This window comes from Paracoccus mangrovi (assembly GCF_042648425.1).
In the GTDB taxonomy this organism is placed as follows: domain Bacteria; phylum Pseudomonadota; class Alphaproteobacteria; order Rhodobacterales; family Rhodobacteraceae; genus Paracoccus; species Paracoccus mangrovi.
In genome coordinates this window covers 96,556-121,040 of sequence record NZ_JBHRXJ010000005.1, presented here as the reverse complement: position 1 = coordinate 121,040, position 24,485 = coordinate 96,556, and the positions used below count along the sequence as shown (strand labels likewise).

Genomic DNA, 24,485 nt, shown 5'->3' with positions numbered 1-24,485 from the left:
GAGGGCGAATTTTCATATGGCTTTTTTGGGGGGATGGTACCGCCTCCCCGGCTCGAACGGGGGACCTCTAGATCCACAATCTAGCGCTCTAACCAACTGAGCTAAGGCGGCACAGGGCTGCTATCTAGCGCCACGCTTTGACGGGCGCAAGCCCGACTTGCCGGTTTTTGCCGCGCGCTGTAAGGAATATCCCCTATCAAAAGGCGACAAGCCAGGAGTGCCGGGATGAGCATCAACAGCGAAAGCGATATCGCAGCGAATCTGCAGATCGGACCGACCGATCGCGGTATGGTGCGAATCTATGTCGAGGCCGAGAATGTCGATCTGCCCTTGGATTTCGACCCCGACGAGGCGGAAGAGATCGCCGAGGAATTGCTGGCCGCCGCCGAGGCTGCGCGCGCCATGACCGGCCCCTCCGGCGAGACGTCGGGAAAGGGCGCTAAAAAGCCGCGCCGCTGATCCCCATCGGATCCTTGAGCGCCAGCAACCGCATGGTCGAAACCCGGGCGATATCGCGCAAAAGCCGCGCCCGGCGCGCGGCCGGCAGCCGCTGTTCGGGCGCCGTGCGGATCAATTCGGCGCCCCAGGGATCGGCGCGGATCAGCCCGGTCCCGTCTGGCAGCATCTCATCGGGAAACCCCGCATCGACCGCCCAGAAAAACCGGTCGCAGAATTCCAGATACCCCTGCCACTTGCGGTCCGCGACGTAATCCGCGCGGCAGCTCTTGCATTCCACCACCCAGATTTCGCCCTTTGGCGTGATCGAGATCACATCCACCCGCAATCCGCCGGCCGGCACGAATTCGGTCAATGCGGCATGGCCCATCGTGGTCAAAAGCCGCGCCACGCCGCGCGCCAGCTGTTCGCCGGGGCGGGCGGGCAAGGCATCGGGGGAAATAGGGGGATCGTGCTCCATACCTTGAACATGAACGAAACGGAAACATTGCGCAAGCGCGGGATCGCCCGCCCTGCCCCTTCCCCCTCTTGCGGCGGCCCTCTCCGAGGCTTATTTTCGGGGCTGGCGGGTTTCTGCTCTTCGCGTGTGTGGCCTCTTTTTCCACTGGCCTATAATTTCACCGAGGGGGCTGGCTCTGACGGGGCCCTGGTTCCGTTACCTGGCGCCCACCTGGATATCCAGGCTTTCGGGGAAACTAGCGCTGCCACGGTTGCTGCGGTTCCCGCCGCCCGCACCCTGCCCCGCAGCAGGTTGCCATGACCTGCCCATCCCCCTAGGCTTTGCCCCCTTTATGGGAGGAGAGCTATGGATATCAGGCCGGGCAAGAACATCGCCATCAAGGTTCCCCTCTATAAATGGGATGAGACGGTCGCATTTTACCGCGACAAGGTCGGGCTGGCGGTCGTGAAGACGCTGACCAACAGCACCGGTTTCGCCTTTGGCGACATGACCCTGTGGATCGATCGTGTCGAGAAACAAAGCCAGGTCGACGTCTGGCTCGAGCTGTTCAGCGATCACCCCGATCAGGCCCTCGAACGGCTGGAAAGTCCCCGGCGGGACGAGCTTGAGCCGCTGGACGATGTCAACGGTCTCTGGACCTCGGATCCGGCGGGGGTGGTGCTTCTGGTCCGGAACGAATGACCGGCAGCCCTGCCTTGGGGCATGACGAATTGGGGGCGGCCCGAAGGCCGCCCCCAATCTTTTCACGAGAGAGAAGAGAGAGTCTTAGAAGCCGTAAACCAGCGACACGCCCAGCGTGTTGTCGGTGCGGATCGAACGGTCCGAAACATATTCGGTCTTGTAGGACACGCGGGTCGCAAAGGCGTCCGACATCTTGAAGTTCAGACCCAGATCGTTGGTGATCGTGTCATTGGCGTCCGAGGTCAGATAGTCGGTGTCGTTGGTCAGGAAGAAGTTGTCGCTGAACTTGTGATAGAAGCGCGACGACAGCATGTAACCGATATCCGTTTCGGAATTGTACTCGAAGGTACCGGTCTGGTCGTCGGTCGCATCGACGGTCAGCACGTCCACGGTCTTGGTGTAACGGATACCGACCGCGGCCTGAACGCGCCATGCGGTCGCGTCGCTGTTAAAGATGCGATAGCCCGGGCCGACACCGAAATAGGCGTCACGCTTCAGGTTGCCGTCGAGATCGGCAAAGGTCTCGTCGTCACCCAGAGCGACCGTATCGGCGGCCAGACCGTCGGTGGTCAGACGGCCAAGAGCGAAGCCGTAGAAGCGGTCATTGATGTTGTACATGCCCTCATAGATGACCGAGGTCTTTTCAACATCTTTGTCGCCATTGTCGTCTTCGCCGTATTCCAGCAGCAGGCCGACCGATTGCGAGAATTGGCCCTGGTTATAGGATAGGCGGCCAGCCAGGCTGAAATCCTGGCTCTCATTGTTGCCGGTGCGGCCGGCATAGGTCAGCGCGACCGAGCCGTACAGGCCCTGGCGGCTTTCCGGGCTGCCAAAGCGATAGGCGTCGCCCGAGCGGTCAAAATCGTCCTGAACCGCGTCCTGGACGTCTTTCATCTGTTCGCTGACATCCGAGATACCGACGGCATCGGCGCCAGCGCTGGATTCCATCTGTGCGAAGGCAGGCGAGGCCAGCGTTGCGGCCAGAGCGGTGGCGCCTGCAAGGTAAGCGAGGGTTTTCATCTTCATCAGTCCTTTTTTCGAACCGTTTCCTGTTCGCAACCGATACTGACGGTCACGAGCATCTCTGCTGGAACACAGCTATGACGGGAGCGGGATTGGTTAAAGACGGCGAGGAAACGGCGCCCCGCCTCTCGGAAAAGTGAAGAATCCCCGGGAAATACGCATCGGCGGAAAATGGACCATGGTCAAAAGTGATGAAACCAATTCGCCGATAGGTTGCGACATGTTATTGTCATGGTTTTCATACCCTTACCATGAACCGCAAGGTTCACAGAACATGTCGGGAACGAAACAGTTCACTTGCATATAAGATATGCCTAATTTTCAGGCATAAAAAATGGGCGCGATGATTGCGCCCATTGTTGCGAAAGCCCCACAGTCAATGTGGAAAAATCCGGCCCCTATGTGGGCGCTAACCTTTGCGCGCACGCGCCGGGGCCGGGTTGCGGACATGGCCGGGGATGCGGCTGGGCGTGCCCAGCGCCTCAAGAGTGGCGCGAATCCCCTGTCGCAGACCGCCGCCCGGGGTGTCGTCCTGTGCCATAAGCATGATGCGGATCGCGAATTGCACCCCCGAAAACAGCACGGCATGGAACACGAACAGCATCAGGATCGCGATCCAGCCCCCCGCCGTCGAGGACACCAGATGCCGGATCGAGGCCACATCCAGCGCGATCAGCGCGGCGGTGAACCCCGCCGAAAGCGCGCAGCCGATGGCGATGCTAATGATATAAAGCCTGACAAGCTGGGGCATGGGGGAACCTCGGACATGGGAACGCGCGGTTCGCACAGTCTAGGCCCAAAATGCCCGGATCCGAAGCCCCGATAATCCCGAGGCGTCAAAAAGCCTCGGGGCGCGCCTCGCGGGCCATGTAATCCAGCACGGCATTGACGAATTTCGCCTCACGGCCTTCGGCGAAAAACGCCTCGGCGATGCGCACATATTCCGCGATCACCACCTTGGGCGGCGTTTTCGGCGTCACCAGCTCGGCCCCGGCGGCGCGAAACAGCGCCCGAAGCACCGGGTCGATGCGGTCGATGGGCCATTTCGCCACCAGCGCCCGATCGGTCATCTGGTCGATCTTGCTTTGCCAGTTCACCGCATCGTCGACGATGCGCGCGAACAGTTTGTCATCCGCCTCGGCGGAAACGATATCCTCGTCCTCGCCCTCGCGGCCAATGCGCCAGTTCAGGAATTCGCGCTGGACGCGGTCGGCGGACTGGCCGCCGGCCTCCATCTGAAACAGCGCCTGAACCGCGTAAAGCCGTGCGGCCGCGCTGCGCGCGCGGCGGGCGTCACGATCCCCGGAACCCCGCCGGTCGGTCTTGCCCTGCCCGCTCATGCGCCCACCGGCCCGTCGATTTCGCCGGCCAGCCGGATCACGTCGCGGGGCGTGGCCGCGGCGTCGGGGCCGCCGGCGGTGCGGCTTTCCCAGCCGCGTTTCAGCGCGATCAGATGCAGCGCGGCGGCGGCGGCGCCTCCGCCCTTGTTCTGGCCATGCGGATCGGCGCGCACCACCGCCTGATCGGTGTTTTCCACCGTCAGGATGCCATTGCCGATGCAATGCCCTTGCAGGCCCAAAAGGGTGATCCCGCGCGAGCTGTCATTGCAGACCGTGTCGTAATGCGTGGTTTCGCCCCGGATCACGCAACCCAGCGCGACATAGCCGTCATAAAGATTGCGGCTGGCCGCCAGCCCGATGGCGGTCGGGATCTCCAGCGCGCCGGGCACCTCGACCAGATCGACGGTCGCACCAGCTTGCATCGCCACCGCGCGCGCGCCCTCGATCAGCCCGTCGGCAATCTGCCGGTAATAGGGCGAGACGACGATCAGCAGGCGCACCGCGCTCTGAAACGTGGGCAGCGGAAGTTGGTAATGATCAATGCTGGCGGCCATCGCGTCACCCTTTTGGAATCGAACGGGTGGAATGGATCGAAAGCCCGTAGGCGTCAAGCCCGACCACCTTCACCGGCGCGGAATTCGTCAGCACGATCAACTCGGACAGCCCCAGCGAGGACAGGATCTGCGCCCCCAGCCCGTATTGGCGCAGCACATGGGGCGAAACCTCGCCCTGCACCGGCAGCGTCTTTTCCAGATCGCGGAACAGCACGACGACGCCGCGCCCCTCTTCGCCGATCAGGCGCATCGCGGATGACAGCTCGCCCGCATCCTCGCGCCCGATGCCAAGCACGTCATGCAGGGGGTCCAGCGCATGCATGCGCACCATCACCGGCTCGGCGGTGGTCAGATCGCCCTTGGTCAGCACGATATGTTCCGCGCCCGAGGTCTCATCGGCAAAGACCCGCATCATCCAGTCGCCGCCATGGATCGACTGGACCGGACGCTGCGTGCGCTCGGCGATCAGGTTGTCGTGGCGGCGGCGATAGGAAATCAGGTCGCTGATGGTGCCGATCTTCAAGCCGTGCCGCTGGGCAAAGGCCACCAGATCGGGCAGGCGCGCCATGGTGCCGTCCTCGTTCATGATCTCGCAGATCACGCCCGAAGGGTTCATGCCGGCAAGGCGCGAGACATCGACGACCGCCTCGGTATGGCCGGCGCGGACCAGCACGCCGCCATCGCGGGCGCGCAGCGGAAAGACATGGCCCGGCGTCGCGATATCGGCCGCGCCCTTGGTCGGGTCGATGGCCACGGCGACGGTATGGGCGCGGTCATGGGCGGAAATGCCGGTGGTCACGCCTTCGCGCGCCTCGATCGACATGGTGAATGCGGTCTCGTGCCGGCTGGAATTCTTGGGGCTCATCAGCGGCAGGCCAAGCGCGTCGATCCGCGACGCCGGCAGCGCCAGACAGATCAGCCCGCGTCCATGCATGGCCATGAAGTTGATCGCATCGGGCGTGGCCATCTGCGCCGGGATGCACAGATCGCCCTCATTCTCGCGATCCTCGTGATCGACAAGAATGTACATCCGGCCGTTGCGGGCCTCGTTGATGATTTCCTCGGTCGAGGAGATCACATCCGACCAGTCACTTTCGACCGGTCCGGGGGTGTCATACTGCATCCGCCGCTCCTGCAAAGAACCGCTGCCCGGTCAGGAATCCCGCCAAGCCGCCGGCCGTCATCATTTCCCGCTCATGCTCGGTTTCCCCGATCATCAGCACCGCATCGCCCGGCAGGCCCTGCGCCCTGAGCCAGGCCTTCATTTCATCGCGCATCCGCGCCCAGCTGCTGCCAAAGGGGACAAGATCGCGCGCCGAGACCGCGCCGATCTGCCGTCCCAGCGCCTCGGGCGCAAGCCCCGGCGCGCATCCCAGATGCGGTGACGCGGCGACAGAGGCGATGCGCGCGCGCTCGACCGCGCCGACCGGCTGATCGGGGCGGAACACAGCCAGCGCGTTCGAGGAATAAAGGAATGCCACCAGATCGCGCCCGGTGGTGGCGCGCACACCGGCATAGGTCTTGTAATCCAGCCCCAGCGATTTCGCGCGCCGGACCTGCACGCGCACCACCTCGATGGGCAGGCTGGCGCCCAGAAGCTCGCGCCGGGCCACGGTCCAGCAATGGGCGCGAAAGCCGCTGCCCATGCCGGGGCCGCGATTATGCCCGATGCCCGCCACCGCCTCAGCCCGCCTCGGCCAGCCGCGCGACATAGCGCGCCAGCGTGTCGATTTCCAGGTTGACCCGGTCGCCGACCTTGGCCGCGCCCCAGGTGGTGACCTGTTGCGTATGCGGGATCAGGTTGACGCCAAAGCGGTCGCCATCGACCTCGTTCACCGTCAGCGAGGTGCCGTTCAGCGCCACCGACCCCTTGGGCGCGATAAAACGCGCCAGCGCGGGCGGGGCGCGAAAGGTGATGCGGGTGCTGTCGCCTTCGTCATGCATGTCCTCGATCACGGCGGTGCCGTCGACATGACCGCTGACGATATGGCCGCCCAGCTCGTCGCCCACGCGCAGCGCGCGTTCAAGGTTCAGCGGCCGGCCCGCATGCCAGCCATGGGTGTCGATATTGGTCTTGCTGATCGTTTCGGCCGAAATATCGACATCGAACCAGTCCGGCCCCTTGTCGATCACCGTCAGACAGACCCCGTCACAGGCGATCGAGGCCCCCATATCCACCCCCGCCATGTCATAATGACAGGCGATTCGGGCGCGCATGTCGCCGCGCATCTCGGCCTGAGTGACCCTGCCGATATCGGTGATGATCCCGGTAAACATCCTAAGCCCCCTTGTCTGACGCGCTGTCCGAGACCTAGAGCGTCGCCCCCCGATCTTCAAGCGACGCGATGCCGCGATTAAGCAACGCTTTTCCATGTTTTGGAAAAACCCGTGACACGGGGGCGCATTCATGTCATCACGACGCACCCCGAAATCGCCGGTCCTTCCGACCGCAATCCGTCCATAACCCGTCCAGCCCCTCCGCAGCAACCGGCTCCATTCCCGCGCCAAGATGTCAGGCCCAGACTTCCCCCCGGTCCCGTCCGCGGAACCCGCCCCGCATACCGCACCGAACGGTACGGCGCAGGATATGGCGGCGGTGACGGCGCTGTCCCCGGCGCAGCGGGTGTTTCTGATGTTGCAGGGGCCGCATGGCCCGTTCTTCGACCGTGCCGCGCGGCTGTTGCGCGATACCGGGGCGCAGGTCTGGCGCGTGGGTTTCAATGCGGGGGACGAATTCTTCTGGACCGACCGCGCGCATTTCATCCGCCATACCGGCACGCCCGAGGAATGGCCCGCGCATCTGGACCGCATCATCGCCGAAAAGGGCGTGACCGATATCGTGCTTTACGGCGATGTCCGCCCGGTCCATGCCGCGGCCCGCCGGGCGGCGGCCCGTGACGGGCTGGTCCTGCATGTCTTTGAGGAAGGATATCTGCGGCCCTTCTGGATCACCTATGAACGCGGGGGCTCGAACGGGCATTCGGCGCTGATGCAGATCGGGCTCGACGACATGCGCAAGGCGCTGCGCACGCGCATCGGCGAACCGAACCGCCCCCCTGCCCGCTGGGGCGACATGCGCCACCACAAATTCTATGGCGCGCTTTACCATTTCTTCGTGCTGGTCGCGAACCAGCGTTATCCCGGTTACCGCACCCACCGCCAGATCGGCGTGTTGCAGGAATTCCGGCTGAACCTGCGCCGGCTGGTGATGACGCCGATCGACGCGCTGGCCCGCCTCTACGAGGCCGAACAGGTGCGCCGGGGCGGGTTTCCCTATGTTCTGGTGCTGATGCAGCTCGAACACGATTCAAACTTCGTCGCCCATTCCCCCTATGCGCGCATGTCGGATTTCACCGATCAGGTGCTGACCGATTTCGCCCGGACCGCGCCGCGCCACCATCGCATCGTCTTCAAGGCCCACCCGCTTGAGGATGGGCGCGGCGGCATCCGCCATGCGATCTGCGCCAGGGCCCGTGATCTGAATATCGAGAAACGCGTCCATTTCGTGCGCGGCGGCAAGCTGGCCCGGCTTTTGAATCAGGCGCGCGCCACTGTGACGGTGAATTCGACCTCGGCGCAACAGGCGCTTTGGCGGGGGCTGCCGGTCAAGGCCATGGGGCGCGCGGTCTTTGACAAGCCGGGCCTGGTCTCGGATCAGCCGCTGGCGGATTTCCTGCACGATCCCCACCGTCCGCGCCCCAGCGCCTATCGCCGGTATCGCGATTTCCTTCTGGAAAGCAGTCAGGTGCCGGGGGGCTATTACGCCGCGCGTTCGCGCGCGCATGCGCTGCGCATTGTCGTCGACATGATGTTGGCGCATGAGGATCCCTATCAGGCACTGTTCGCCGGACGTGGCAAATATCGGCAACAGATGGACGCCGCCGACGAATGAAACGGGCAAAAATATGGCATTGCGGCCATTGCTGCGTTAGTTTGCCCCAAAATGCGACCGCGAATGCGGGGAATCGTGCGAGAGGACAGGAGTAATCAATTGACCCAACCAAGTATTTCGCCGCTGCGCTCAAACGAGGCGCGCGCCATGGCGCGCCCGCTGACCGCGCGTCTCACGGTGGTCGCACTGCTTGGCGCGGCGCTTCTGGTTTCGGCCTGTGGCCTTCCCCGTTCGGGTCCGACCAAGGGGGAAATCTACAAGGGCTCGGTCGAAAAGGGCGGCACCTCCCATGTCATCGAGGTGGATGACCGCGTGTCGCGCGCCGCCAATTACTCGCCCGCTTACGGTTTCGGTTCGGATTTCCGCAATGCCGGTCAGGTCGGCGCAGATGAGGTGCGTCCGGGCGATGTGCTGGGCCTCTCGATCTGGGAAAACGTCGATGACGGGCTCCTGACCTCGCTCGGGGCCAGCTCGACCCAGCTGACCGAATTGCAGGTCGACAGCCAGGGCTATATCTTCGTGCCCTATGCCGGGCGCGTCCGCGCCGCCGGCAACAGCCCCGAAGAGCTGCGCCGCATCATCACCCAGAAACTGGAAAGCCAGACCCCGGATCCGCAGGTCATGGTCACGCGCGTCGCCGGCGACGGCGCCACCGTCTCGGTCATGGGCAAGGTGAACGCCCAGGGCGTCTATCCGATCGAACGCCCGACGCGGACGCTGTCCTCGATGCTGTCGAAATCGGGCGGCGTCTCGATCGAACCCGAGGTCGCGGTGGTCACCGTCAAGCGCGGCAATGCAAGCGGCAAGGTCTGGCTGCGCGATCTCTATTCCAATACGCGCAACGACATCGCCCTGCGTCCCGGCGACGTGATCCTGGTCGAGGAAGATCAGCGCAGCTTTACCGCGCTTGGCGCCCTGGGCGGCCAGACCAAGGTGCCGCTGGGCAATGAACAGATCAACGCCATCGAGGCCGTGGCCATGGTCGGCGGTCTGGCGACGCTGCTGGCCGATCCGAAGGGCGTCTTTGTCATGCGTACCGAACCGCAGGCCGTGGCCCGCGCGGTTCTGGGCCGCAACGACATTTATGGCGATCAGCGCATGGCCTATGTGCTGAACCTGACCAAGCCCGACGGCATGTTCGTGGCCCGCGATTTCGTCATTCGCGACGGCGACACGGTCTATGTGACCGAAGCGCCCTTCGTGCAGTGGCAAAAGATCATGAACTCGATCCTCGGCACGGCGTCGGATGTCGGCACCGCCGAAAGCGCCTTCCGTTAAGTGAGCGACGAGAACTCAGAAGCCGCCGGGACACCCCGGCGGCTTTTCGTTTTCAATGGCGGCTTTCTGACCGGGCCGCGTATTGGCCGCATTTTGCGGCTGGTCGGATGGCGGCCGGTGCTGGGTCTGCCCGGCGCGGGCGATTGGGTCGGCATCTGGGGCAACAGCCCGACCGCATGGCGCGGCATGGCCATCGCCCAAAGGCGCGGCGCGCGGCTGTTGCGGGTCGAGGATGCCTTTCTGCGTTCGGTCCTGCCCGGGCGGGCGCGGGGCGCACGGGGACCGATCGGCCTGATCGCCGATCCGCTGGGGCTGCATTTCGATCCGGCCGCGCCCTCGCTGATCGAAAGCCTGACCACCGCGCCCGCCACCGCCGCGCGAATGGACGAGGCCCGCGCCGCCATCGACCGGCTGATCGCGGCGGATCTGTCGAAATACAACACCCACCTGCCCCAAGCCGCCGCCCCCGCGCCGGGCTATGCTCTGGTCATCGACCAGACCCGGGGCGATGCCTCGCTGCTGGGCGCGGGCCGGGCCGAGTTTCTGGAGATGCTGCGGGCGGCGCGGGATGAAAATCCCGGCCTGCCCATCGTCATCCGCAGCCATCCCGAAACCGTCGCCGGGCTGCGTCCGGGGCATTTCTCGGCGGCCGATCTTTTGCCCGGCGATGCGCTGTGCGATGGCCCGGTTTCGCCCTGGGCGCTGCTGGCGGGGGCGGCGCGCGTCTATGCCATGTCCTCGCAACTTGGATATGAGGCGATGCTGGCCGGTCACCGTCCGCGCATCTTTGGCCGGCCCTTTTACGCCGGCTGGGGGCTTTCGGACGATCACCATCCCCTGCCCCGGCGCCAAGCCGCGCCCATCGAGGCGCTCTTTGCCGCAAGCCATCTGATCGCCCCGGTCTGGTACGATCCCTGTCAGGACCGGCTGACCGATTTCGAGGGCGCCCTGCGCCAGATCGAGGCCGAAACCCGCGCCTGGCGCGAGGATCGCGCCGGCCATCTGGCCTATGGGATGCGGCTTTGGAAGCGCCCCTTCGTTGCGCGCTTTTTTGGCAGCGGCGCGGGCGTGCGCTTTGCCGAAAAGCCGCGCCCGGGCGTGACCCTGACCTGGGCCAATCGCGCGGGCGAGACGCCCGGCGCCCTGCGTGTCGAGGACGGGTTTCTGCGCTCGCGCGGCCTCGGGGCGGCGCTGGTGCCGCCGCTGTCGCTCGTCGCCGACGATCTGGGCATCTATTACGATCCGACCCGCGAAAGCCGGCTTGAGCGGCTGATCGCCGCGCCGCTGCCGCCGGGGGGCGCGGCGCGGGCGCTGGCGCTGGCCGCCGAGCTGACGGCCGCCGGGATCACCAAATACAATCTGGGCGGCGGGCTTCCCGAACTGCCGCCCGGCCACCGTATCCTTGTCCCCGGCCAGGTCGAGGATGACGCCTCGATCCGCCTTGGCGCCGGGGCCGAGCGCACGAATCTGGCGCTGCTGGAACGGGTGCGGGCGGAAAATCCCGATGCGGTCGTGATCTATAAACCCCATCCCGATGTCGAGGCCGGCCTGCGTCCCGGCCGCATCGATCCCGAGCGGCTGGCGGGGCTGGCCGATGTCGTGGCACATCATGCCAGCGCGCCCGCGCTGATGGACAGGGTCGATGCGCTTTGGACCATCACCTCGACCATGGGATTCGAGGCGCTGCTGCGCGGCCTGCCGGTCACCACGCTGGGCGCGCCCTTCTATGCCGGCTGGGGCCTAACCCGCGATCTGGGTCCGGTGCCCGCGCGGCGGCGGATCGAGGTCGATCAGGCGCGCCTGATCCACGCCGTCCTGATCGCCTATCCGCGCTATTTCGACCCACGCGCCGGCCTGCCCTGCCCGCCAGAGACCGCGCTGGCGCGGCTTAGTGACCCGGATTTCGCCATGGGCGGCCCGGCTCTGCGGCTTCTGGCCAAGGCGCAGGGGGTGCTCAGCAGCTATGCCTGGATCTGGCGGCGCTGATCAGTCGCGCTGCCAAAGATGCAGCACATCGGCGCCCAGCCGGCGCGTTTCGAGCAGCCGAAAGCGCGGCGCATCCGCCAGATGCGCGAGCCCCAGCCCCGCGACCGAGGGGCGGCCATCCGCCCCAAGTGCCATGCCCGCCGTATAGCCGACCAGCCGGTCGACCAGACCTGCGCGCAAAAGGCTTGCGGCCAGCTCGCCCCCGCCCTCGCAGAAAACCCGGGTCAGGCCGCGTCGGCCCAGCTCGGCCATCACCGCCTCGGGCGGGCCGGAAAGCTGCCACAGGGGGCCGTGATCGCCATCCTCGGCCGGCATTTCGGGCAGGTCGCTGGCCGAGACCACGATGCGCACCGGCTGGCGCACCGGCCCAAAGCCACGCACGTTCAGCGCCGGCCGGTCGGCCCGCGCGGTGCCGCCCCCCACCATCACCGCATCATGGATCAGCCGCAGCATATGGCTATGGCGGCGCGCCTCGGGGCCGGTGATCCATTGGCTTTCGCCCGATGCGGTGGCGATGCGTCCGTCAAAGCTGTTGGCGAGTTTCAGCGTCAACATGGGCCGGCCCCGGGTGATCCGGCTGAGAAACCCCTGTTGCAGCTCGCGGGCCATATCGGCGCGCAGGCCTTCGCGGACCTCGACACCGGCGGCGCGCAGAATGGCATGGCCGCGCCCGGCGACGCGCGGATCGGGATCGGTCAGCGCGCTGACCACGCAGGCAATGCCCGCGCGCACCAGCGCCTCGGCGCAGGGCGGGGTCTTGCCGTGATGTGCACAGGGTTCCAGCGTGACATAGGCGGTGGCGCCGCGCGCGGCCGCGCCCGCCTGCGCAAGCGCCATCACCTCGGCATGGGGGCGGCCGCCGGGCTGGGTCCAGCCGCGCCCGACCACGACGCCGTCACGGATGATGACACAGCCCACCGCCGGATTGGGCCAGGTATTGCCCAGCCCGCGCCGCGCCAGCACCAGCGCCTGATCCATGTGGCGCGCATCGTGGCGCGCATCGTCGCGCGCATCGTCGCGCAGGCCGGGTCGGGAAACGCTCACTCTTCCGGGCCGCTGGGGCGCAGTTCGGCCACGAATTTGTCGAAATCATCCGCCGCCTGAAAGTTCTTGTAGACGCTGGCAAAGCGCACATAGGCAACGGTGTCGATCCGGGCCAGGGTCTCCATCACGATCTCGCCGATGACCTTGGAGGGGATATCGGTTTCGCCCATGCTTTCCAGACGCCGCACGATTCCCGAAATCATCTGATCGATGCGGTCGGGTTCGATCGGGCGCTTTTGCATGGCGATGCGGATCGAACGCTCCATCTTGCTGCGGTCGAAATCCTCGCGCCGGCCGCTGGTCTTGACCACCACCAGATCGCGCAGCTGCACGCGTTCATAGGTGGTGAACCGCCCGCCGCAGGCCGGGCAGAATCGCCGCCGGCGAATGGCGACGTTATCTTCGGCCGGTCGCGAATCCTTGACCTGGGTATCGACATTTCCGCAGAACGGGCAGCGCATCCCTTGTTCCCCCAAAGCCCCAAAACGCTGTCAGTATAGGCAAGCCCAAACCGCTTGGGTAGTGCGTAACAGCAACCACAAGATCGGCGATATGCGCGCCCGCCCGACCTGATGCCCCGCGACGACAGAGAAGCGGGCGCGAATGCTGAAAATGCCGCAGTCGCATCTCGACAGACGTGTTTGCACATGCAAACATCGCCGCCAATCGGCCCCCAAAGAGAGGCCGATCATTGCGGAGGAACTTATGAAAAAGACCAACCAGCTTGACCGGCGTGCATTTCTGAGCCGCGCCACGGTCGGCGGCGTGACCGCCGCAGCCGGCGCCGCCCTGGCCGCGCCCGCGATCGCGCAGGAAATGCCCGAGGTGAAATGGCGTCTGACCTCGTCCTTTCCGAAATCGCTCGACACGATCTATGGCGGCGCCGAGGTGCTGTCGAAATATCTGTCCGAGGCGACCGGGGGCAAATTCCAGATCCAGGTTTTCGCCGCCGGCGAAATCGTCCCCGGCCTTCAGGCCCAGGACGCGGTGACCGAAGGCACGGTCGAGGCCTGTCACACCGTTGCCTATTACAGCTGGGGCAAGGATCCGACCTTTGCGCTTGGCTCGGCCGTGCCCTTTGCACTGTCGGCGCGCGCGATGAACGCCTGGCAATATCATGGCGGCGGCATCGATCTGTTCAACGAATTCCTGGCCGGCCATAATATCTTTGGTCTGCCCGGCGGCAATACCGGCGCCCAGATGGGTGGCTGGTTCCGCAAGGAAATCAACACGCTCGAGGATCTCAAGGGGCTCAAGATCCGGGTCGGCGGCTTTGCCGGCAAGGTGCTCGAAAAGCTGGGCGCCGTGCCCCAGCAGATCCCCGGCGGCGACATCTATCCGGCGCTGGAAAAGGGCACGATCGACGCATCCGAATGGGTCGGCCCCTATGACGACCAGAAGCTGGGCTTCTACAAGGTCGCGCCCTATTACTATTATCCCGGTTGGTGGGAAGGTGGCCCGACGGTCCACTTCTTCTTCAACAAGGAAAAATACGAGGCGCTGCCCGACGCCTATAAATCGCTCTTGCATACCGCCGCCCAGGCCGCGGATGCGAACATGTTGCAGATGTACGACCACCTGAACCCGATCGCGCTGAAAGAGCTGGTGGCGGCGGGCGCGCAGCTGCGCCCCTTCAGCCCCGAGATTCTCGACGGCTGCTATAAGGCCGCGACCGAGGTCTATGCCGAAATGGAATCCGCGAACCCGGCCTTCAAGAAGATCTGGGACTCGCTCAAGGTGGCGCGCGCGGACTGGTATCTCTATAACCAGACCGCCGAATATACCTATGACACCTTCATGATGATCCAACAGCGCAACGGCACGCTGTAATCATTTGAACAATCGGGAAAAGCCGCCATCATCGCATGGCGGCTTTTTTCATGCCCGGCCGCCCCCTTTTTCATGCCCGACCCCGCCCGCGCGTTTACAACCCCCCGCGCCGCGCTATCCTCGGGCCCTGCCGTCCCGAGGAGGAGTTTCATGGACAGACGCCATTTTCTGCGCAATTCCGCGCTGGGTTCCGTTGCCGCCGCCGGTCTCGCCGCCCCCGCCATCGCCCAACAGGCGCCCAAGCTGCGCTGGCGCATGACCTCAAGCTATCCGAAATCGCTGGACACCATCCATCAGGGCGCGGTGACGCTGGCCGAATATGTGCGTGGCATGACCGATGGCGCGTTCGACATTCAGGTCTTTGCCCCCGGCGAGATCGTCGGCGGATTGCAGGCCGCCGATGCCGTGGCCGAGGGCACGGTCGAGGCGGCCCATACCTCGTCCTATTATTACTGGGGCAAGGATCCGGTCTGGGCGTTGCCGACGGCGATTCCCTTTGGCCTCAACCCGCGCCAACAGAACGCCTGGTTCTATTATGGCGGCGGCAATGACATGATGAACGAATTCTATGCCAAGCAGAACCTTTACGGCCTGCCCTTGGGCAATACCGGCGCCCAGATGGGCGGCTGGTATCGCAAGGAAATCGCCACGCCCGAGGATCTGCGCGGGCTGAAAATGCGCATCGGCGGTTTCGCCGGCAAGATCATGGAAAAGCTGGGCGTCGTGCCCCAGAACATTCCCGGCGGCGACATCTATGCGTCGCTGGAAAAGGGTGCCATCGACGCCGTCGAATGGGTCGGCCCCTATGACGACGAAAAGTTGGGTTTCGTCAAAGTCGCGCCCTATTACTATTATCCCGGCTGGTGGGAAGGCGGCGCCACCCTGCATGCCATGTTCAACCTCGAGGCGTGGAACGCGCTGCCTCCGGCCTATCAGACCGCGCTGAAAGTCGGCTGTCAGGCGGTGACCTGCGACATGATGGCGAATTACGACTGGAAAAATCCCGACGCGCTGTTGCGGCTGGTGGCGGCCGGCGCACAGCTGCGCCCGATGTCCGAAGCGATCATGGATGCCGGCTTTCAGGCCAGCCAGGAAGTCTATGCCGAGATCGGCGCCGGGAACGAAACCTTCCGCAAGATATTCGACACCATCGCCGCGTTCCGTGGCAATTCGTTCCAGTATCAGCAGATCGCCGATTACACCTATGACACGTTCATGATGATCCAGAAGCAAAAGGGCAATATCTGATCCCGCCCGGAACCATCTGACAATCCAAAGGAAAAAGGCGGCCCGTGGGCCGCCTTTTGCATCAGTTCGCGGGCTGTTGCGGCGCCGGGGCCGTCAGGCCGGGCGGCGGCCCGGCCAGCGAATCCAGACCGCCCGAACCCGTGGCGGGCGCAGCGCCGGCCGGGGCATTCGATGCGGGGGCATCCGTCGCGGGGCCTCCGGTCGCGGGGGCCGCGGGCGGGGTGCCGAAATTCGGCGCGCCGCCCAGACCGCCCAAGCCGGTGCCCAGCGGATCGCCGGAGGTCGCGGTCGCACCGCCCGGTGCGGCCGGCTGGCCAAAGGGATTGCCCAGACCGCCACCCAGCGAGCCGAAGCCGCCATTCCCCGAGGGCGGGACCTGGAAGGTCACGTTCGAGGTGTCGATCGGCGGCCCCTTGTAATGCATGACCATGCCCGGGAAGGCCATCACGACCGCGATCATCACCAGCTGGATACAGACAAAGGGCACCGCCCCCCAATAGATCTGGCCCGTGGTCACCGGCGCCATGCGCTGTCCGGTCACCTTGTCCTGATACGGGGTCTTGGGCGCCACGGATCGCAGATAGAACAGCGAGAACCCAAAGGGCGGGTGCATGAAGCTTGTCTGCATGTTCACGCCCAAAAGGACGCCGAACCAGATCAGGTCGATCCCCATCGCCTCGGCGGCCGGCGCCAAAAGCGGGACGATGATGAAGGCCAGCTCGAAGAAGTCGAGGAAAAAGGCCAGCAGGAAGACCAGCACCGACACCGCGATCAGGAAGCCGTATTCGCCCCCCGGCAGCGAGGTCAGCAGATGCTCGACCCAGATATGCCCGTTCACCCCATAGAAGGTCAGCGAGAACACCCGCGCCCCGATCAGGATGAACATCACAAAGGACGCAAGCCGGGTCGTCGCCAGCAGCGCCTGACGGATCACGTCATAGCTGAGCCGGCCCTTGGCAGCCGCCAGAATCAGCGCACCGACGGCCCCCATCGCGCCGCCTTCGGTCGGCGTGGCGATGCCCAGGAAAATCGTGCCCAGCACCAGGAAGATCAGCGCCAGCGGCGGGATCAACACGATGATGACCTGTTGGGCAAGCCGCGACATCAGGTTGATCTTCAAGCTCTTGTCGAGGATCGCCGCGATATAGACCGCGATGACGGCCAGCGCGGGCGCCAGAATGTCGGCATCGCGCCCCTGGGTCGGATAAAGCCACTGAAAGGCCAGCCATGCCAGCCCCACCGTCGCCGCCAGCGCCACGAAAAGCGAGGTGACGCCAGATCCCAGCGTGCGCGCCGAAGGCGGCAGCGCCGGCAGGCTGGCCGGACGGATGATCGACATCACGAAGATATAAAGCAGGTACATCCCGGTCAGCACCAGACCGGGGATCAACGCGCCCTTGTACATGTCGCCGACCGAACGGCCCAGCTGGTCGGCCAGCACGATCAGCACCAGCGAGGGCGGGATGATCTGTGCCAGCGTCCCGGAGGCCGCGATGACCCCGGTCGCAACGCGCCGGTCATAGCCATAGCGCAGCATGATCGGCAGCGAAATCAGACCCATCGCGATGACCGAGGCCGCGACCACGCCCGTGGTTGCCGCCAGCAGCGCGCCGACGATCACCACCGCATAGGCCAGACCGCCACGGATCGGGCCGAAAAGCTGGCCGATCGTGTCCAGAAGGTCCTCGGCCATGCCCGATTTCTCAAGCACGATGCCCATGAAGGTGAAGAATGGAATCGCCAATAATGTCTCGTTGGACATCACCCCCCAAAGGCGTTCCGGCATGGCGTTCAGAAGCGGCCAGCTCAGGTTGATGGTGCCATTCGACAAAGGCGCAAGCTCGACGCCGATGACAAAGAACAAAAGCCCGTTCGCGGCCAGCGCGAAGGCCACCGGATAGCCGTAAAGCAGGAACAGCACGAGCGAGGCGAACATGATCGGCGCCATGTTCACGGCAATGAATTCCATCATTTGCGGGTCTCCCCTTGCTGGTCGCCGGTCTGCATGCCGGCCTCCATGCCGCGCACGATGGCCTCGCCTTCAAGGGCGGCGGCCTCGTGATGCGAAACAAAGGGATTGGGGTCCGGGATATCTCCGCGCATCACCGCGATCTTTTTGATGATCTCGGAAATCCCCTGAAAGAACAGCATGACGAACCCGGCCAGCAGCATCGCCTTGGCAGGCCACAGGATCAGGCCGCCGGAATTGGTCGATACCTCGCCGCTGCGATATGAGCGCATGACCCAAGGATAGAGGAAATAGATCATCAGCGTGACAAAGGGCATCAGGAACAGCAGATGCCCCATCAGGTCGATCCAGTGCTGGCGCCGCCGGCTCCACATGCCATAGATGATGTCGATGCGGATATGTTCGTTTTCTTTCAGCGTGTAAGCGGCCGCGCCCAGAAAGGCCGCGCCGTAGAGATACCACTGCAATTCAAGCCAGGAGTTCGATGAGGTGTTGAGCACCTTGCGGATCACCGCGTTCACCGCGCTGACGATCACCGCGACAAGGATCAGCCAGCTGACATTCCTGCCGATGAAGGAATTGACGCAGTCGATGCCGCGCGAAAGCCCTAATAGGGCACCCATAGAAACGCCTCCCATTCGTAAGCCCGCGTCGTGGCGCGGGTGGCCGGTGGATCCGGCCTATTCATGTAAAGGTTGGATATGAATGAACGGCCAAACCCGGTCAAGAAAAAGCACCCTCGTCGCCAGCACAGGCTAGAGAAAAACGCTTAACGCGACCAGACAGGCGGCCTCGCCCGCCTGTTGCAGCGCCCCCAGCACATCGCCGGTCTGCCCGCCCAGAAGGCGCCGCGCACGCGCGCCGATCCAGAGCTGCGCGCCCGCAATCGCGCCGGCGCAAGCCAGCCAGACGAGCGCCGGATGCGGCAACATCATTGCCGGAATCAACAGGGCGGCGCTCATCAGCGCGGCGGCGGTCGCGGCGCCGACGGTCCCGACCCTGCCCGCCTGCCGGCCCAGCCCGTCGGGCCGCGCCGGTCCCAGCGCCGCCATCGCCACCGCCATGCCCGCGCGCGACGCGGCCGCCGCGCCGATGACGCCCGCCGCCGCAAGCGCCGGGCTGGTGGCAAAGAGCGCCGCGATAGAGGCGATCCGCAGCCCGGTCACGATCAGCAATGCCAGCACGCCATAGCTGCCGATCCGGGAATCGCGCATGATCTCAAGCCGCGCCTCGCGGCTGCCGCCGCCGGCGGCATCGGCAAAATCGGCCAGCCCGTCCTCATGCAGCGCGCCGGTCGTCATCAGCATCGCGCCGATGACCAGGAGCGCCGCCACCGGGGCCGAAAGTCCCGCCCAGGATGCGCCCATCGCGGTCGCGGCCCCGATGGCCCCCACGCTCAGCCCGACCAGCGGAAAGGCCCATGCCGCGCGCGCCAGCACCGGCAATTCGCGCGGCAGCAGCACCGCCACCGGCAAGCGTGTCAGCCAAAGATGCGCGGTCGCGATCTGATCGAAGGGTGCGCGGAACAGGGGGCGCAAATCAGGCCCCGATTCCCGCCTCGGCGAATGTCGCCATGCCGTTATGGCATTCCATCGCCGCGCGCAGGATCATCAGCGCGACCGCCGCCCCCGACCCCTCGCCCAGCCGCATGTCGAGCGTCACCACCGGCTCTTTGCCCATGGCGGCCAATAGGCGGCGGTGCCCCGGCTCGGCGCTTTGATGGCCGATCAGGCAATGGTCCAGCGCCTCGCGGTCATTGACCAGCAAAACGCCCGCCGCCGCCGTACAGATGAACCCGTCAAGGATCACCGGAATCCCCAGCTCGCGCGCCCGGATCACCGCGCCGCAGATCGCCGCCTGTTCGCGCCCGCCATAGCTGCCCAGAATCGAGGCCGCCGTCGCCGCCCCCTTATGGCGTTTCAGCCCCGCCTCGACGGCGCGCAGCTTGTTGGCCATGGTCGCGTCATCGGCGCCGGCGCCGGGGCCGACCCAATCGGCCGCCGTGCCGCCAAAGGTCGCCGCCGAAAGGGCCGCCGCGACGGTGGAATTGCCGATCCCCATTTCCCCCAGCAGGATCACATCGGCGCCGGGATCGACGGCGTCCTTGCCGGTCTGGATCGAGGCGACCAGATCGGGCACCTCAAGCGCCATGCCACGGGTGAAATCGGCGGTCGGACGCTCGAGATCCAGCGCGACGATACGCAGATCGGCGCCCGCGATGCGGCAAAGCTGATTGATCGCCGCGCCGCCGCGTTCGAAATTCGCCACCATCTGGGCGGTGACCTCGGGGGGGAAACTGTTCACGCCCTGTTGGGTGACGCCGTGATTGCCCGCAAAGACCAGCGCCTGGGCATGGTCGATGCGGGGACGTTCGCGGCCCTGCCAGCCGGCCATGAACACCGCCAGTTCCTCAAGCCGGCCAAGGGATCCGGGCGGCTTGGTCAGCTGGGACTGGCGGGCACGGGCGGCGGCGGCGGCGGATTCGTCGAATGTCTTCACGGGGTCCCTCTTTCCGGTTTCAGCCGCAGCGGCAGACCGCTGACGGACATCCAGACCTGATCGGCAGTCGCTGCCACGGCCTGGTTCATCAAGCCATGCGCATCCCGAAAGCGCCGCGCAAGCGCATTCTCGGGAACGATGCCCAGGCCCAGCTCATTGGTGACCAGCACGACCGGGCTTTTCTGGGCCGCAAGGGTGGCGCAAAGCGGTCCGGTTTCGGCGGCGAAGTCATCGTCCCGGAACGAATTGGACAGCCACAGCGTCAGGCAGTCGACCAGCCGCACCCCCTGCCCGTCGGTCCGCGTCAGCGCACCGGCCAGATCGAGCGATTCTTCGACCGTCCGCCACCCCGAACCGCGAATTTCGCGATGCCGCGCAATGCGTTCGCGCATTTCTTTGTCGCCTGCCGTCGCGGTGGCAATATAGATGCGCGGCATGTCAAATTGCCCGGCCAGGCGTTCGGCAAGCGCAGATTTGCCCGACCGGGCACCACCTGTGACAAGAATAATGCGCGAAGATGACGTCATGCGGGGTTTGTTTCACAACCGTGACGCGGGCGAAAGTGTTAAACCTGCTTGCCGTATGGGCCGAGACGCGCCAATTTTGGCCATTCTTGCGAAACTGATCGCAATCCAAGATTGAGAGAGATGTCCATGAATCGTCTGTTCCTCACCACTGCCCTTGTCATGGGGCTGGCCGTTCCCGCCCTTGCCGCGAAACCCGCCGAGGGCGAAAAGCTTGCCGACAAGCAAGAGCTTAACTTCTGGATCCTTGACGCGCTGAAATCGCTGGATCCGCACAAGAACACCGACCGCGAAGGCTCGGACGCGCTGCGCCAGCTGTTCGAAGGGCTGATGAACGAGGATGAGGCCGGCGCCATGGTGCCGGGCGTCGCCGAAAGCTATGAGGTCAGCGACGACAAGCTGGTCTACACCTTCCATCTGCGCGATGCGAAATGGTCGAATGGCGATCCGGTCACGGCGGGCGATTTCGTCTATGGCTGGCGCCGCATCGCCGATCCGGCCACGGCCAGCGAATATGCCTGGTTCATGGAGCTGATGAATGTCGAGAACGCCCCGGCTGTCGTCAAGGGCGAGAAAAAGCCCGAAGAGCTGGGCATCAAGGCCATCGACGACAAGACGCTTGAGGTGCGGCTGACCGCGCCGACGCCCTATCTGCTGAAGACGCTGGCCCATCCCTCGACCTTCCCGGCGCCGCAAAAGGTCATCGAGGCCGAAGGCGACAACTGGACCCAGCCCGGCAAGCTGGTCGGCAACGGCGCCTATAAGCTCGATGCCCACGATCTGGGCGTGCAGGCGGTGCTAAGCCGCAATGAAAACTATTGGGACAATGCCAATACCGTGCTGAACACGGTGCGTTTCGTCACCGTCAACGACCAGAATATCGGTCTGACCCGCTATCTGGCCGGGGAACTCGACTGGATGGACCGCACCCCGGCCGGCCAGTTCCCGCGCCTGCAACAGGAATATCCCGATCAGGCGGTCTCGGTCCCCGATGCCTGCTCCTATGCCTATCTCTTCAACCTTTCGGACAAGGGGCCCGAGGCGCTGAAAGATCTGCGCGTGCGTCAGGCGCTGTCCTATGCGGTCGACCGTGACATCATCGTCGACAAGGTCCTGCAAGGCGGTCAGAAGCCGGCCTATTGGTGGACCCATTGGGCCACCGAGGGCTTTGAGGCCCCCGATATCGAGATGGCGAAATGGACCCAGGCCGAGCGCGTCGAAAAGGCCAAGGCCCTGTTGGCCGAGGCCGGCTACGGTCCCGACAAGCCGCTGAAACTGTCGATCCAGTACAATACCTCGGACGATCACAAGAAACTGGCGGTCGCCGTCCAGCAATTCTGGAAACAGATCGGCGTTCAGGTCGAGCTGGCGAATTACGAATGGAAGGTCCATACCGACCGCCTGCAAAATCAGGATTTCGAGGTCGCGCGCTATGCCTGGTGCGCGGATTATAACGAGCCCTCGACCTTCGTCGATTATTTCCGCTCCGGCGGCTATAACAACGGCAAGTTCTCGAATGCCGATTACGACAAGGTGCTGGAAGAGGCCAAGACCGCGGCGGATCCCGCGCCGCTTTACAAGAAGGCCGAGGAAATCCTGATTGATAACATGGCCCTGGCGCCGGTCTATCACTATGCAAAGCCGATGATGGTCAAATCCGACCTGCGCGGCTGGCCCAAGGCCAATGTGATGAACGACTGGTACGCCAAGGACATGTATCGCGTGGCCGAATAACCCGCAAAGATATAGTATGACAGGGCGGCCCCGGGTTTCGGGGCCGCCGGTTCAAACATATCTTAGCGCCCGGCAATTTTGCCGCAAACGGCTTCTTCGGCACCTATTCGGGACCTTGAACATGTTCGGTTTCATCCTGCGACGCCTTGCGGTCGCCATTCCGACCCTGTTGTTGCTGATCGTCTTGTCATTTCTGTTGATGTATGCCGCCCCCGGCGGCCCCTTTACCCAGGAACGCGCCCTGCCGCCGCAGGTTCTGGCCAATCTGAACGCGAAATACGGCCTCGACGATCCGCTTTGGCGTCAGATCGTCAACTATGTCTGGGGGATCGTGGCGCATTTCGATTTCGGCCCCAGTTTCATCTATCCCGACCGCACGGTGAACCAGATCATCGCCGCCGGTTTTCCGATCACGCTGACCTATGGCGGCATCGCCTTTGTGGTCGCGGTTGCCGTGGGGGTCACGCTGGGCGTCACCGCCGCGATCCGACAGAACACCTGGCTTGATTATTGCGCCGTCGGCCTGTCCATCGGGGCGCAGGTGCTGCCGAATTTCGTCATGGCGCCGATATTGGTGCTGGTATTCACGCTGTGGCTGGGCTGGTTGCCGGGTGGCGGCTGGGGTGGACCGATCTTCTGGATCATGCCGGTGATCGCGCTTTCGACCAGCTTCATGGCCTCGATCGCGCGCATCACCCGGTCCTCGATGCTCGAGGTGCTGGGCTCGAACCACATCCGCACCGCCCGCGCCAAGGGCCTGTCGGAAAGCAAGGTGATCCTGCGCCACGCGCTGAAACCGGCGATGCTGCCGGTGATTTCCTATCTTGGGCCGGCTTTCGTGACGATGATCACCGGATCCGTCGTGGTCGACATGTATTTCTCGACCGGCGGGATCGGACGCAGCTTTGTCGATTCGGCGCTGAACCGCGACTATGCGGTGATGATGGGGATCACCATCCTTGTCGGCGCGCTGACCATTCTTTTCAGCCTGGTGGTGGACCTGCTTTACGCATGGATCGACCCCAAGATCAGGTACTAGGCCATGATCGACAGCCAACAGATGCAATCCCTTGCCGCGCGCATGTCCGATGCCGAGGTCAAGGGCCGCAGCCCATGGGCCGATGCCCGCCGCCGCTTTCGCCGCAACAAGGCCGCCATGGTCAGCCTGATCGTGCTGGCGCTGGTGGCGCTTTTTGCGCTTTTCGGCAATTCCCTTGCGGCCTGGACCAATGAGGACATGGATTTCAATGTCATCGGCCAGGCCGCGCAGCTGGGCGCGCCCAGCTTTGAAAACGGCCATTATTTCGGCACCGACGACCTTGGCCGCGACCTGTTTTCCCGCACCGTTCAGGGCACGCAGGTCAGCCTGATGGTCGGGCTGATCGGCGCCGCCATCGCGGTGATCGTGGGCACGCTTTACGGCGCCACGGCCGGCTATGTCGGCGGGCGCACCGATGCCATCATGATGCGCACCGTCGATATCCTGCTGGCCATTCCCTATATGTTCGTGCTGATCCTGCTTCTGGTCGTGTTCGGACGCTCGCTTTCGATGCTGTTTCTGGGCATCGGCATGATCTCATGGCTGGAAATGTCCAGAATCGTGCGCGGTCAGACGCTTAGCCTCAAGAACCGGGAATTCATCGAGGCCGCGCGCGCCACCGGCGTCCCGGCATGGAAGATCATCTTGCGCCATATCGTGCCGAACCTGCTGGGCGTGGTCGCGGTTTATGCGACGCTTCTGGTGCCGCTGATGATCCTGTCGGAAAGCTTTATCAGCTTTCTGGGCCTTGGCGTGCAGGAGCCGCTGACCTCATGGGGGGCGCTGATTTCCGAAGGCGCCGGCACGATGAGTTACGGCACGCTCTGGCAGCTGGCATTCCCGCTGTTTTTCTTCTGCATCACGCTTTTCGCCTTTTTCTTCGTGGGCGATGGTTTGCGCGATGCGCTTGACCCGAAGGATCGCTGAT

Annotated in this window: 25 protein-coding genes and 1 tRNA gene; 10 read left to right on the top strand and 16 right to left on the bottom strand. The window is 64.5% G+C overall.

The window, feature by feature from the left end:
• Positions 1-34: 34 nt before the first annotated feature.
• Positions 35-111 (bottom strand) — tRNA-His (locus ACFOMH_RS09095).
• 114 nt (positions 112-225) lie between these two features.
• On the opposite strand from ACFOMH_RS09095, the gene ACFOMH_RS09090 reads away from it, so the two are divergent.
• Entirely contained in the window at positions 226-459 is a 234-nt protein-coding gene (locus ACFOMH_RS09090; protein ID WP_374425414.1) for a DUF6324 family protein, read from the top strand.
• Here the strand turns inward: ACFOMH_RS09090 and ACFOMH_RS09085 are convergent.
• Entirely contained in the window at positions 440-916 is a 477-nt protein-coding gene (locus tag ACFOMH_RS09085) for an MmcB family DNA repair protein (RefSeq protein ID WP_377744044.1), read from the bottom strand. The two genes, ACFOMH_RS09090 and ACFOMH_RS09085, sit on opposite strands and share 20 nt — an antisense overlap.
• A 345-nt stretch (positions 917-1,261) precedes the next feature.
• Here ACFOMH_RS09085 and ACFOMH_RS09080 point away from each other — a divergent pair, with 345 nt between their 5' ends.
• The gene (locus tag ACFOMH_RS09080) at positions 1,262-1,597 is read left to right on the top strand and encodes a hypothetical protein (protein WP_374425416.1); all 336 of its coding nucleotides are present in this window, start codon (positions 1,262-1,264) and stop codon (positions 1,595-1,597) included.
• An 84-nt stretch (positions 1,598-1,681) separates the two neighbouring features.
• Here ACFOMH_RS09080 and ACFOMH_RS09075 read toward each other — a convergent pair whose 3' ends face one another.
• The 7 genes from ACFOMH_RS09075 to ACFOMH_RS09045 all read right to left on the bottom strand — a co-directional run bounded on the left by ACFOMH_RS09075 (position 1,682) and on the right by ACFOMH_RS09045 (position 6,791).
• Positions 1,682-2,617, bottom strand: coding sequence for a DUF481 domain-containing protein (locus ACFOMH_RS09075; protein ID WP_377744041.1), 936 nt, complete (start codon positions 2,615-2,617; stop codon positions 1,682-1,684).
• 412 nt (positions 2,618-3,029) lie between these two features.
• Entirely contained in the window at positions 3,030-3,371 is a 342-nt protein-coding gene (locus ACFOMH_RS09070; RefSeq protein WP_377744039.1) for a hypothetical protein, read from the bottom strand.
• 85 nt (positions 3,372-3,456) lie between these two features.
• The gene (gene nusB / locus ACFOMH_RS09065) at positions 3,457-3,960 is read right to left on the bottom strand and encodes a transcription antitermination factor NusB (protein WP_374427887.1); all 504 of its coding nucleotides are present in this window, start codon (positions 3,958-3,960) and stop codon (positions 3,457-3,459) included.
• On the bottom strand, positions 3,957-4,514 hold the full coding sequence (locus tag ACFOMH_RS09060; protein ID WP_377744037.1) for a 6,7-dimethyl-8-ribityllumazine synthase: 558 nt from the start codon (positions 4,512-4,514) through the stop codon (positions 3,957-3,959). The genes nusB and ACFOMH_RS09060 overlap by 4 nt, the downstream gene beginning before the upstream one ends.
• A gap of 4 nt (positions 4,515-4,518) precedes the next feature.
• Positions 4,519-5,637 carry a 3,4-dihydroxy-2-butanone-4-phosphate synthase gene (gene ribB / locus ACFOMH_RS09055; protein WP_377744035.1) on the bottom strand — a complete coding sequence of 373 codons (1,119 nt, stop codon included), beginning with the start codon at positions 5,635-5,637 and terminating at the stop codon, positions 4,519-4,521.
• Complete coding sequence (locus tag ACFOMH_RS09050; protein WP_377744033.1) at positions 5,627-6,226, bottom strand: hypothetical protein; 600 nt, start codon at positions 6,224-6,226, stop codon at positions 5,627-5,629. The genes ribB and ACFOMH_RS09050 overlap by 11 nt, the downstream gene beginning before the upstream one ends.
• A complete protein-coding gene (locus ACFOMH_RS09045; RefSeq protein WP_374427895.1) occupies positions 6,198-6,791 on the bottom strand; it encodes a riboflavin synthase in 594 nt (197 codons plus the stop codon). Before ACFOMH_RS09045 ends, ACFOMH_RS09050 begins: the two co-directional genes overlap by 29 nt.
• Positions 6,792-7,101: 310 nt before the next feature.
• On the opposite strand from ACFOMH_RS09045, the gene ACFOMH_RS09040 reads away from it, so the two are divergent.
• The 3 genes from ACFOMH_RS09040 to ACFOMH_RS09030 all read left to right on the top strand — a co-directional run bounded on the left by ACFOMH_RS09040 (position 7,102) and on the right by ACFOMH_RS09030 (position 11,670).
• Positions 7,102-8,406 (top strand): capsule biosynthesis protein, encoded by a 1,305-nt coding sequence (locus ACFOMH_RS09040; RefSeq protein ID WP_377744030.1) that lies wholly within the window; start codon positions 7,102-7,104, stop codon positions 8,404-8,406.
• Positions 8,407-8,553: 147 nt separating this feature from the next.
• Entirely contained in the window at positions 8,554-9,684 is a 1,131-nt protein-coding gene (locus ACFOMH_RS09035; protein WP_374427932.1) for a polysaccharide biosynthesis/export family protein, read from the top strand.
• Positions 9,685-11,670, top strand: coding sequence for a capsular polysaccharide biosynthesis protein (locus tag ACFOMH_RS09030; RefSeq protein ID WP_377744028.1), 1,986 nt, complete (start codon positions 9,685-9,687; stop codon positions 11,668-11,670).
• On the opposite strand, the gene ribD is transcribed toward ACFOMH_RS09030, so the two are convergent.
• Both ribD and nrdR read right to left on the bottom strand, forming a co-directional pair.
• Entirely contained in the window at positions 11,671-12,693 is a 1,023-nt protein-coding gene (gene ribD, locus ACFOMH_RS09025) for a bifunctional diaminohydroxyphosphoribosylaminopyrimidine deaminase/5-amino-6-(5-phosphoribosylamino)uracil reductase RibD (RefSeq protein WP_377744191.1), read from the bottom strand.
• Positions 12,694-12,710: 17 nt separating this feature from the next.
• On the bottom strand, positions 12,711-13,175 hold the full coding sequence (nrdR, locus tag ACFOMH_RS09020) for a transcriptional regulator NrdR (RefSeq protein WP_374427904.1): 465 nt from the start codon (positions 13,173-13,175) through the stop codon (positions 12,711-12,713).
• A 244-nt stretch (positions 13,176-13,419) separates the two neighbouring features.
• Between nrdR and ACFOMH_RS09015 the strand changes: the two genes are divergently transcribed.
• Together ACFOMH_RS09015 and ACFOMH_RS09010 are read left to right on the top strand one after the other, a co-directional pair.
• Positions 13,420-14,544, top strand: a complete 1,125-nt coding sequence (locus ACFOMH_RS09015; protein WP_374427907.1) for a TRAP transporter substrate-binding protein — start codon at positions 13,420-13,422, stop codon at positions 14,542-14,544.
• Positions 14,545-14,694: 150 nt separating this feature from the next.
• Positions 14,695-15,792, top strand: coding sequence for a TRAP transporter substrate-binding protein (locus ACFOMH_RS09010; protein WP_374427909.1), 1,098 nt, complete (start codon positions 14,695-14,697; stop codon positions 15,790-15,792).
• Positions 15,793-15,853: 61 nt separating this feature from the next.
• On the opposite strand, the gene ACFOMH_RS09005 is transcribed toward ACFOMH_RS09010, so the two are convergent.
• The 5 genes from ACFOMH_RS09005 to cobU form a co-directional block, all read right to left on the bottom strand.
• The gene (locus tag ACFOMH_RS09005; RefSeq protein ID WP_377744027.1) at positions 15,854-17,764 is read right to left on the bottom strand and encodes a TRAP transporter large permease; all 1,911 of its coding nucleotides are present in this window, start codon (positions 17,762-17,764) and stop codon (positions 15,854-15,856) included.
• Entirely contained in the window at positions 17,761-18,384 is a 624-nt protein-coding gene (locus ACFOMH_RS09000; protein WP_374427913.1) for a TRAP transporter small permease subunit, read from the bottom strand. The genes ACFOMH_RS09005 and ACFOMH_RS09000 overlap by 4 nt, the downstream gene beginning before the upstream one ends.
• 132 nt (positions 18,385-18,516) lie before the next feature.
• Positions 18,517-19,299 (bottom strand): adenosylcobinamide-GDP ribazoletransferase, encoded by a 783-nt coding sequence (gene cobS, locus ACFOMH_RS08995; RefSeq protein ID WP_377744024.1) that lies wholly within the window; start codon positions 19,297-19,299, stop codon positions 18,517-18,519.
• Position 19,300: 1 nt separating this feature from the next.
• Positions 19,301-20,260: a nicotinate-nucleotide--dimethylbenzimidazole phosphoribosyltransferase gene (cobT, locus tag ACFOMH_RS08990; protein ID WP_377744022.1), complete on the bottom strand. Its 960-nt coding sequence runs from the start codon at positions 20,258-20,260 to the stop codon at positions 19,301-19,303.
• Positions 20,257-20,787 carry a bifunctional adenosylcobinamide kinase/adenosylcobinamide-phosphate guanylyltransferase gene (gene cobU, locus ACFOMH_RS08985; protein ID WP_377744020.1) on the bottom strand — a complete coding sequence of 177 codons (531 nt, stop codon included), beginning with the start codon at positions 20,785-20,787 and terminating at the stop codon, positions 20,257-20,259. The genes cobT and cobU overlap by 4 nt, the downstream gene beginning before the upstream one ends.
• Before the next feature lie 126 nt (positions 20,788-20,913).
• On the opposite strand from cobU, the gene ACFOMH_RS08980 reads away from it, so the two are divergent.
• The 3 genes from ACFOMH_RS08980 (at position 20,914) to ACFOMH_RS08970 (ending at position 24,484) form a co-directional block, all read left to right on the top strand.
• On the top strand, positions 20,914-22,518 hold the full coding sequence (locus ACFOMH_RS08980; protein WP_377744189.1) for a peptide ABC transporter substrate-binding protein: 1,605 nt from the start codon (positions 20,914-20,916) through the stop codon (positions 22,516-22,518).
• A 121-nt stretch (positions 22,519-22,639) separates the two neighbouring features.
• On the top strand, positions 22,640-23,557 hold the full coding sequence (gene oppB / locus ACFOMH_RS08975; protein ID WP_374427922.1) for an oligopeptide ABC transporter permease OppB: 918 nt from the start codon (positions 22,640-22,642) through the stop codon (positions 23,555-23,557).
• A 3-nt stretch (positions 23,558-23,560) separates the two neighbouring features.
• Complete coding sequence (locus tag ACFOMH_RS08970; protein WP_374427924.1) at positions 23,561-24,484, top strand: ABC transporter permease subunit; 924 nt, start codon at positions 23,561-23,563, stop codon at positions 24,482-24,484.
• Position 24,485 lies beyond the last annotated feature (1 nt).

Excerpts from the sequence above, each read along its gene's own strand:
- nusB (WP_374427887.1), bottom strand. The coding sequence starts at position 3,960 with ATGAGCGGGCAGGGCAAGACCGACCGGCGGGGTTCCGGGGATCGTGAC.
- ACFOMH_RS08970 (WP_374427924.1), top strand. The coding sequence starts at position 23,561 with ATGATCGACAGCCAACAGATGCAATCCCTTGCCGCGCGCATGTCCGAT.
- ACFOMH_RS09040 (WP_377744030.1), top strand. The coding sequence starts at position 7,102 with ATGGCGGCGGTGACGGCGCTGTCCCCGGCGCAGCGGGTGTTTCTGATG.
- ACFOMH_RS09090 (WP_374425414.1), top strand. The coding sequence starts at position 226 with ATGAGCATCAACAGCGAAAGCGATATCGCAGCGAATCTGCAGATCGGA.
- ACFOMH_RS09060 (WP_377744037.1), bottom strand. The coding sequence starts at position 4,514 with ATGGCCGCCAGCATTGATCATTACCAACTTCCGCTGCCCACGTTTCAG.
- ACFOMH_RS08980 (WP_377744189.1), top strand. The coding sequence starts at position 20,914 with ATGAATCGTCTGTTCCTCACCACTGCCCTTGTCATGGGGCTGGCCGTT.
- ACFOMH_RS09050 (WP_377744033.1), bottom strand. The coding sequence starts at position 6,226 with ATGTCGCGCGGCTGGCCGAGGCGGGCTGAGGCGGTGGCGGGCATCGGG.
- ribB (WP_377744035.1), bottom strand. The coding sequence starts at position 5,637 with ATGCAGTATGACACCCCCGGACCGGTCGAAAGTGACTGGTCGGATGTG.
- ACFOMH_RS09085 (WP_377744044.1), bottom strand. The coding sequence starts at position 916 with ATGGAGCACGATCCCCCTATTTCCCCCGATGCCTTGCCCGCCCGCCCC.
- ACFOMH_RS09045 (WP_374427895.1), bottom strand. The coding sequence starts at position 6,791 with ATGTTTACCGGGATCATCACCGATATCGGCAGGGTCACTCAGGCCGAG.
- ACFOMH_RS09035 (WP_374427932.1), top strand. The coding sequence starts at position 8,554 with ATGGCGCGCCCGCTGACCGCGCGTCTCACGGTGGTCGCACTGCTTGGC.
- ACFOMH_RS09005 (WP_377744027.1), bottom strand. The coding sequence starts at position 17,764 with ATGATGGAATTCATTGCCGTGAACATGGCGCCGATCATGTTCGCCTCG.
- ACFOMH_RS09010 (WP_374427909.1), top strand. The coding sequence starts at position 14,695 with ATGGACAGACGCCATTTTCTGCGCAATTCCGCGCTGGGTTCCGTTGCC.
- ACFOMH_RS09015 (WP_374427907.1), top strand. The coding sequence starts at position 13,420 with ATGAAAAAGACCAACCAGCTTGACCGGCGTGCATTTCTGAGCCGCGCC.
- ACFOMH_RS09075 (WP_377744041.1), bottom strand. The coding sequence starts at position 2,617 with ATGAAAACCCTCGCTTACCTTGCAGGCGCCACCGCTCTGGCCGCAACG.
- oppB (WP_374427922.1), top strand. The coding sequence starts at position 22,640 with ATGTTCGGTTTCATCCTGCGACGCCTTGCGGTCGCCATTCCGACCCTG.
- ACFOMH_RS09000 (WP_374427913.1), bottom strand. The coding sequence starts at position 18,384 with ATGGGTGCCCTATTAGGGCTTTCGCGCGGCATCGACTGCGTCAATTCC.
- ACFOMH_RS09080 (WP_374425416.1), top strand. The coding sequence starts at position 1,262 with ATGGATATCAGGCCGGGCAAGAACATCGCCATCAAGGTTCCCCTCTAT.
- cobU (WP_377744020.1), bottom strand. The coding sequence starts at position 20,787 with ATGACGTCATCTTCGCGCATTATTCTTGTCACAGGTGGTGCCCGGTCG.
- nrdR (WP_374427904.1), bottom strand. The coding sequence starts at position 13,175 with ATGCGCTGCCCGTTCTGCGGAAATGTCGATACCCAGGTCAAGGATTCG.
- ACFOMH_RS09070 (WP_377744039.1), bottom strand. The coding sequence starts at position 3,371 with ATGCCCCAGCTTGTCAGGCTTTATATCATTAGCATCGCCATCGGCTGC.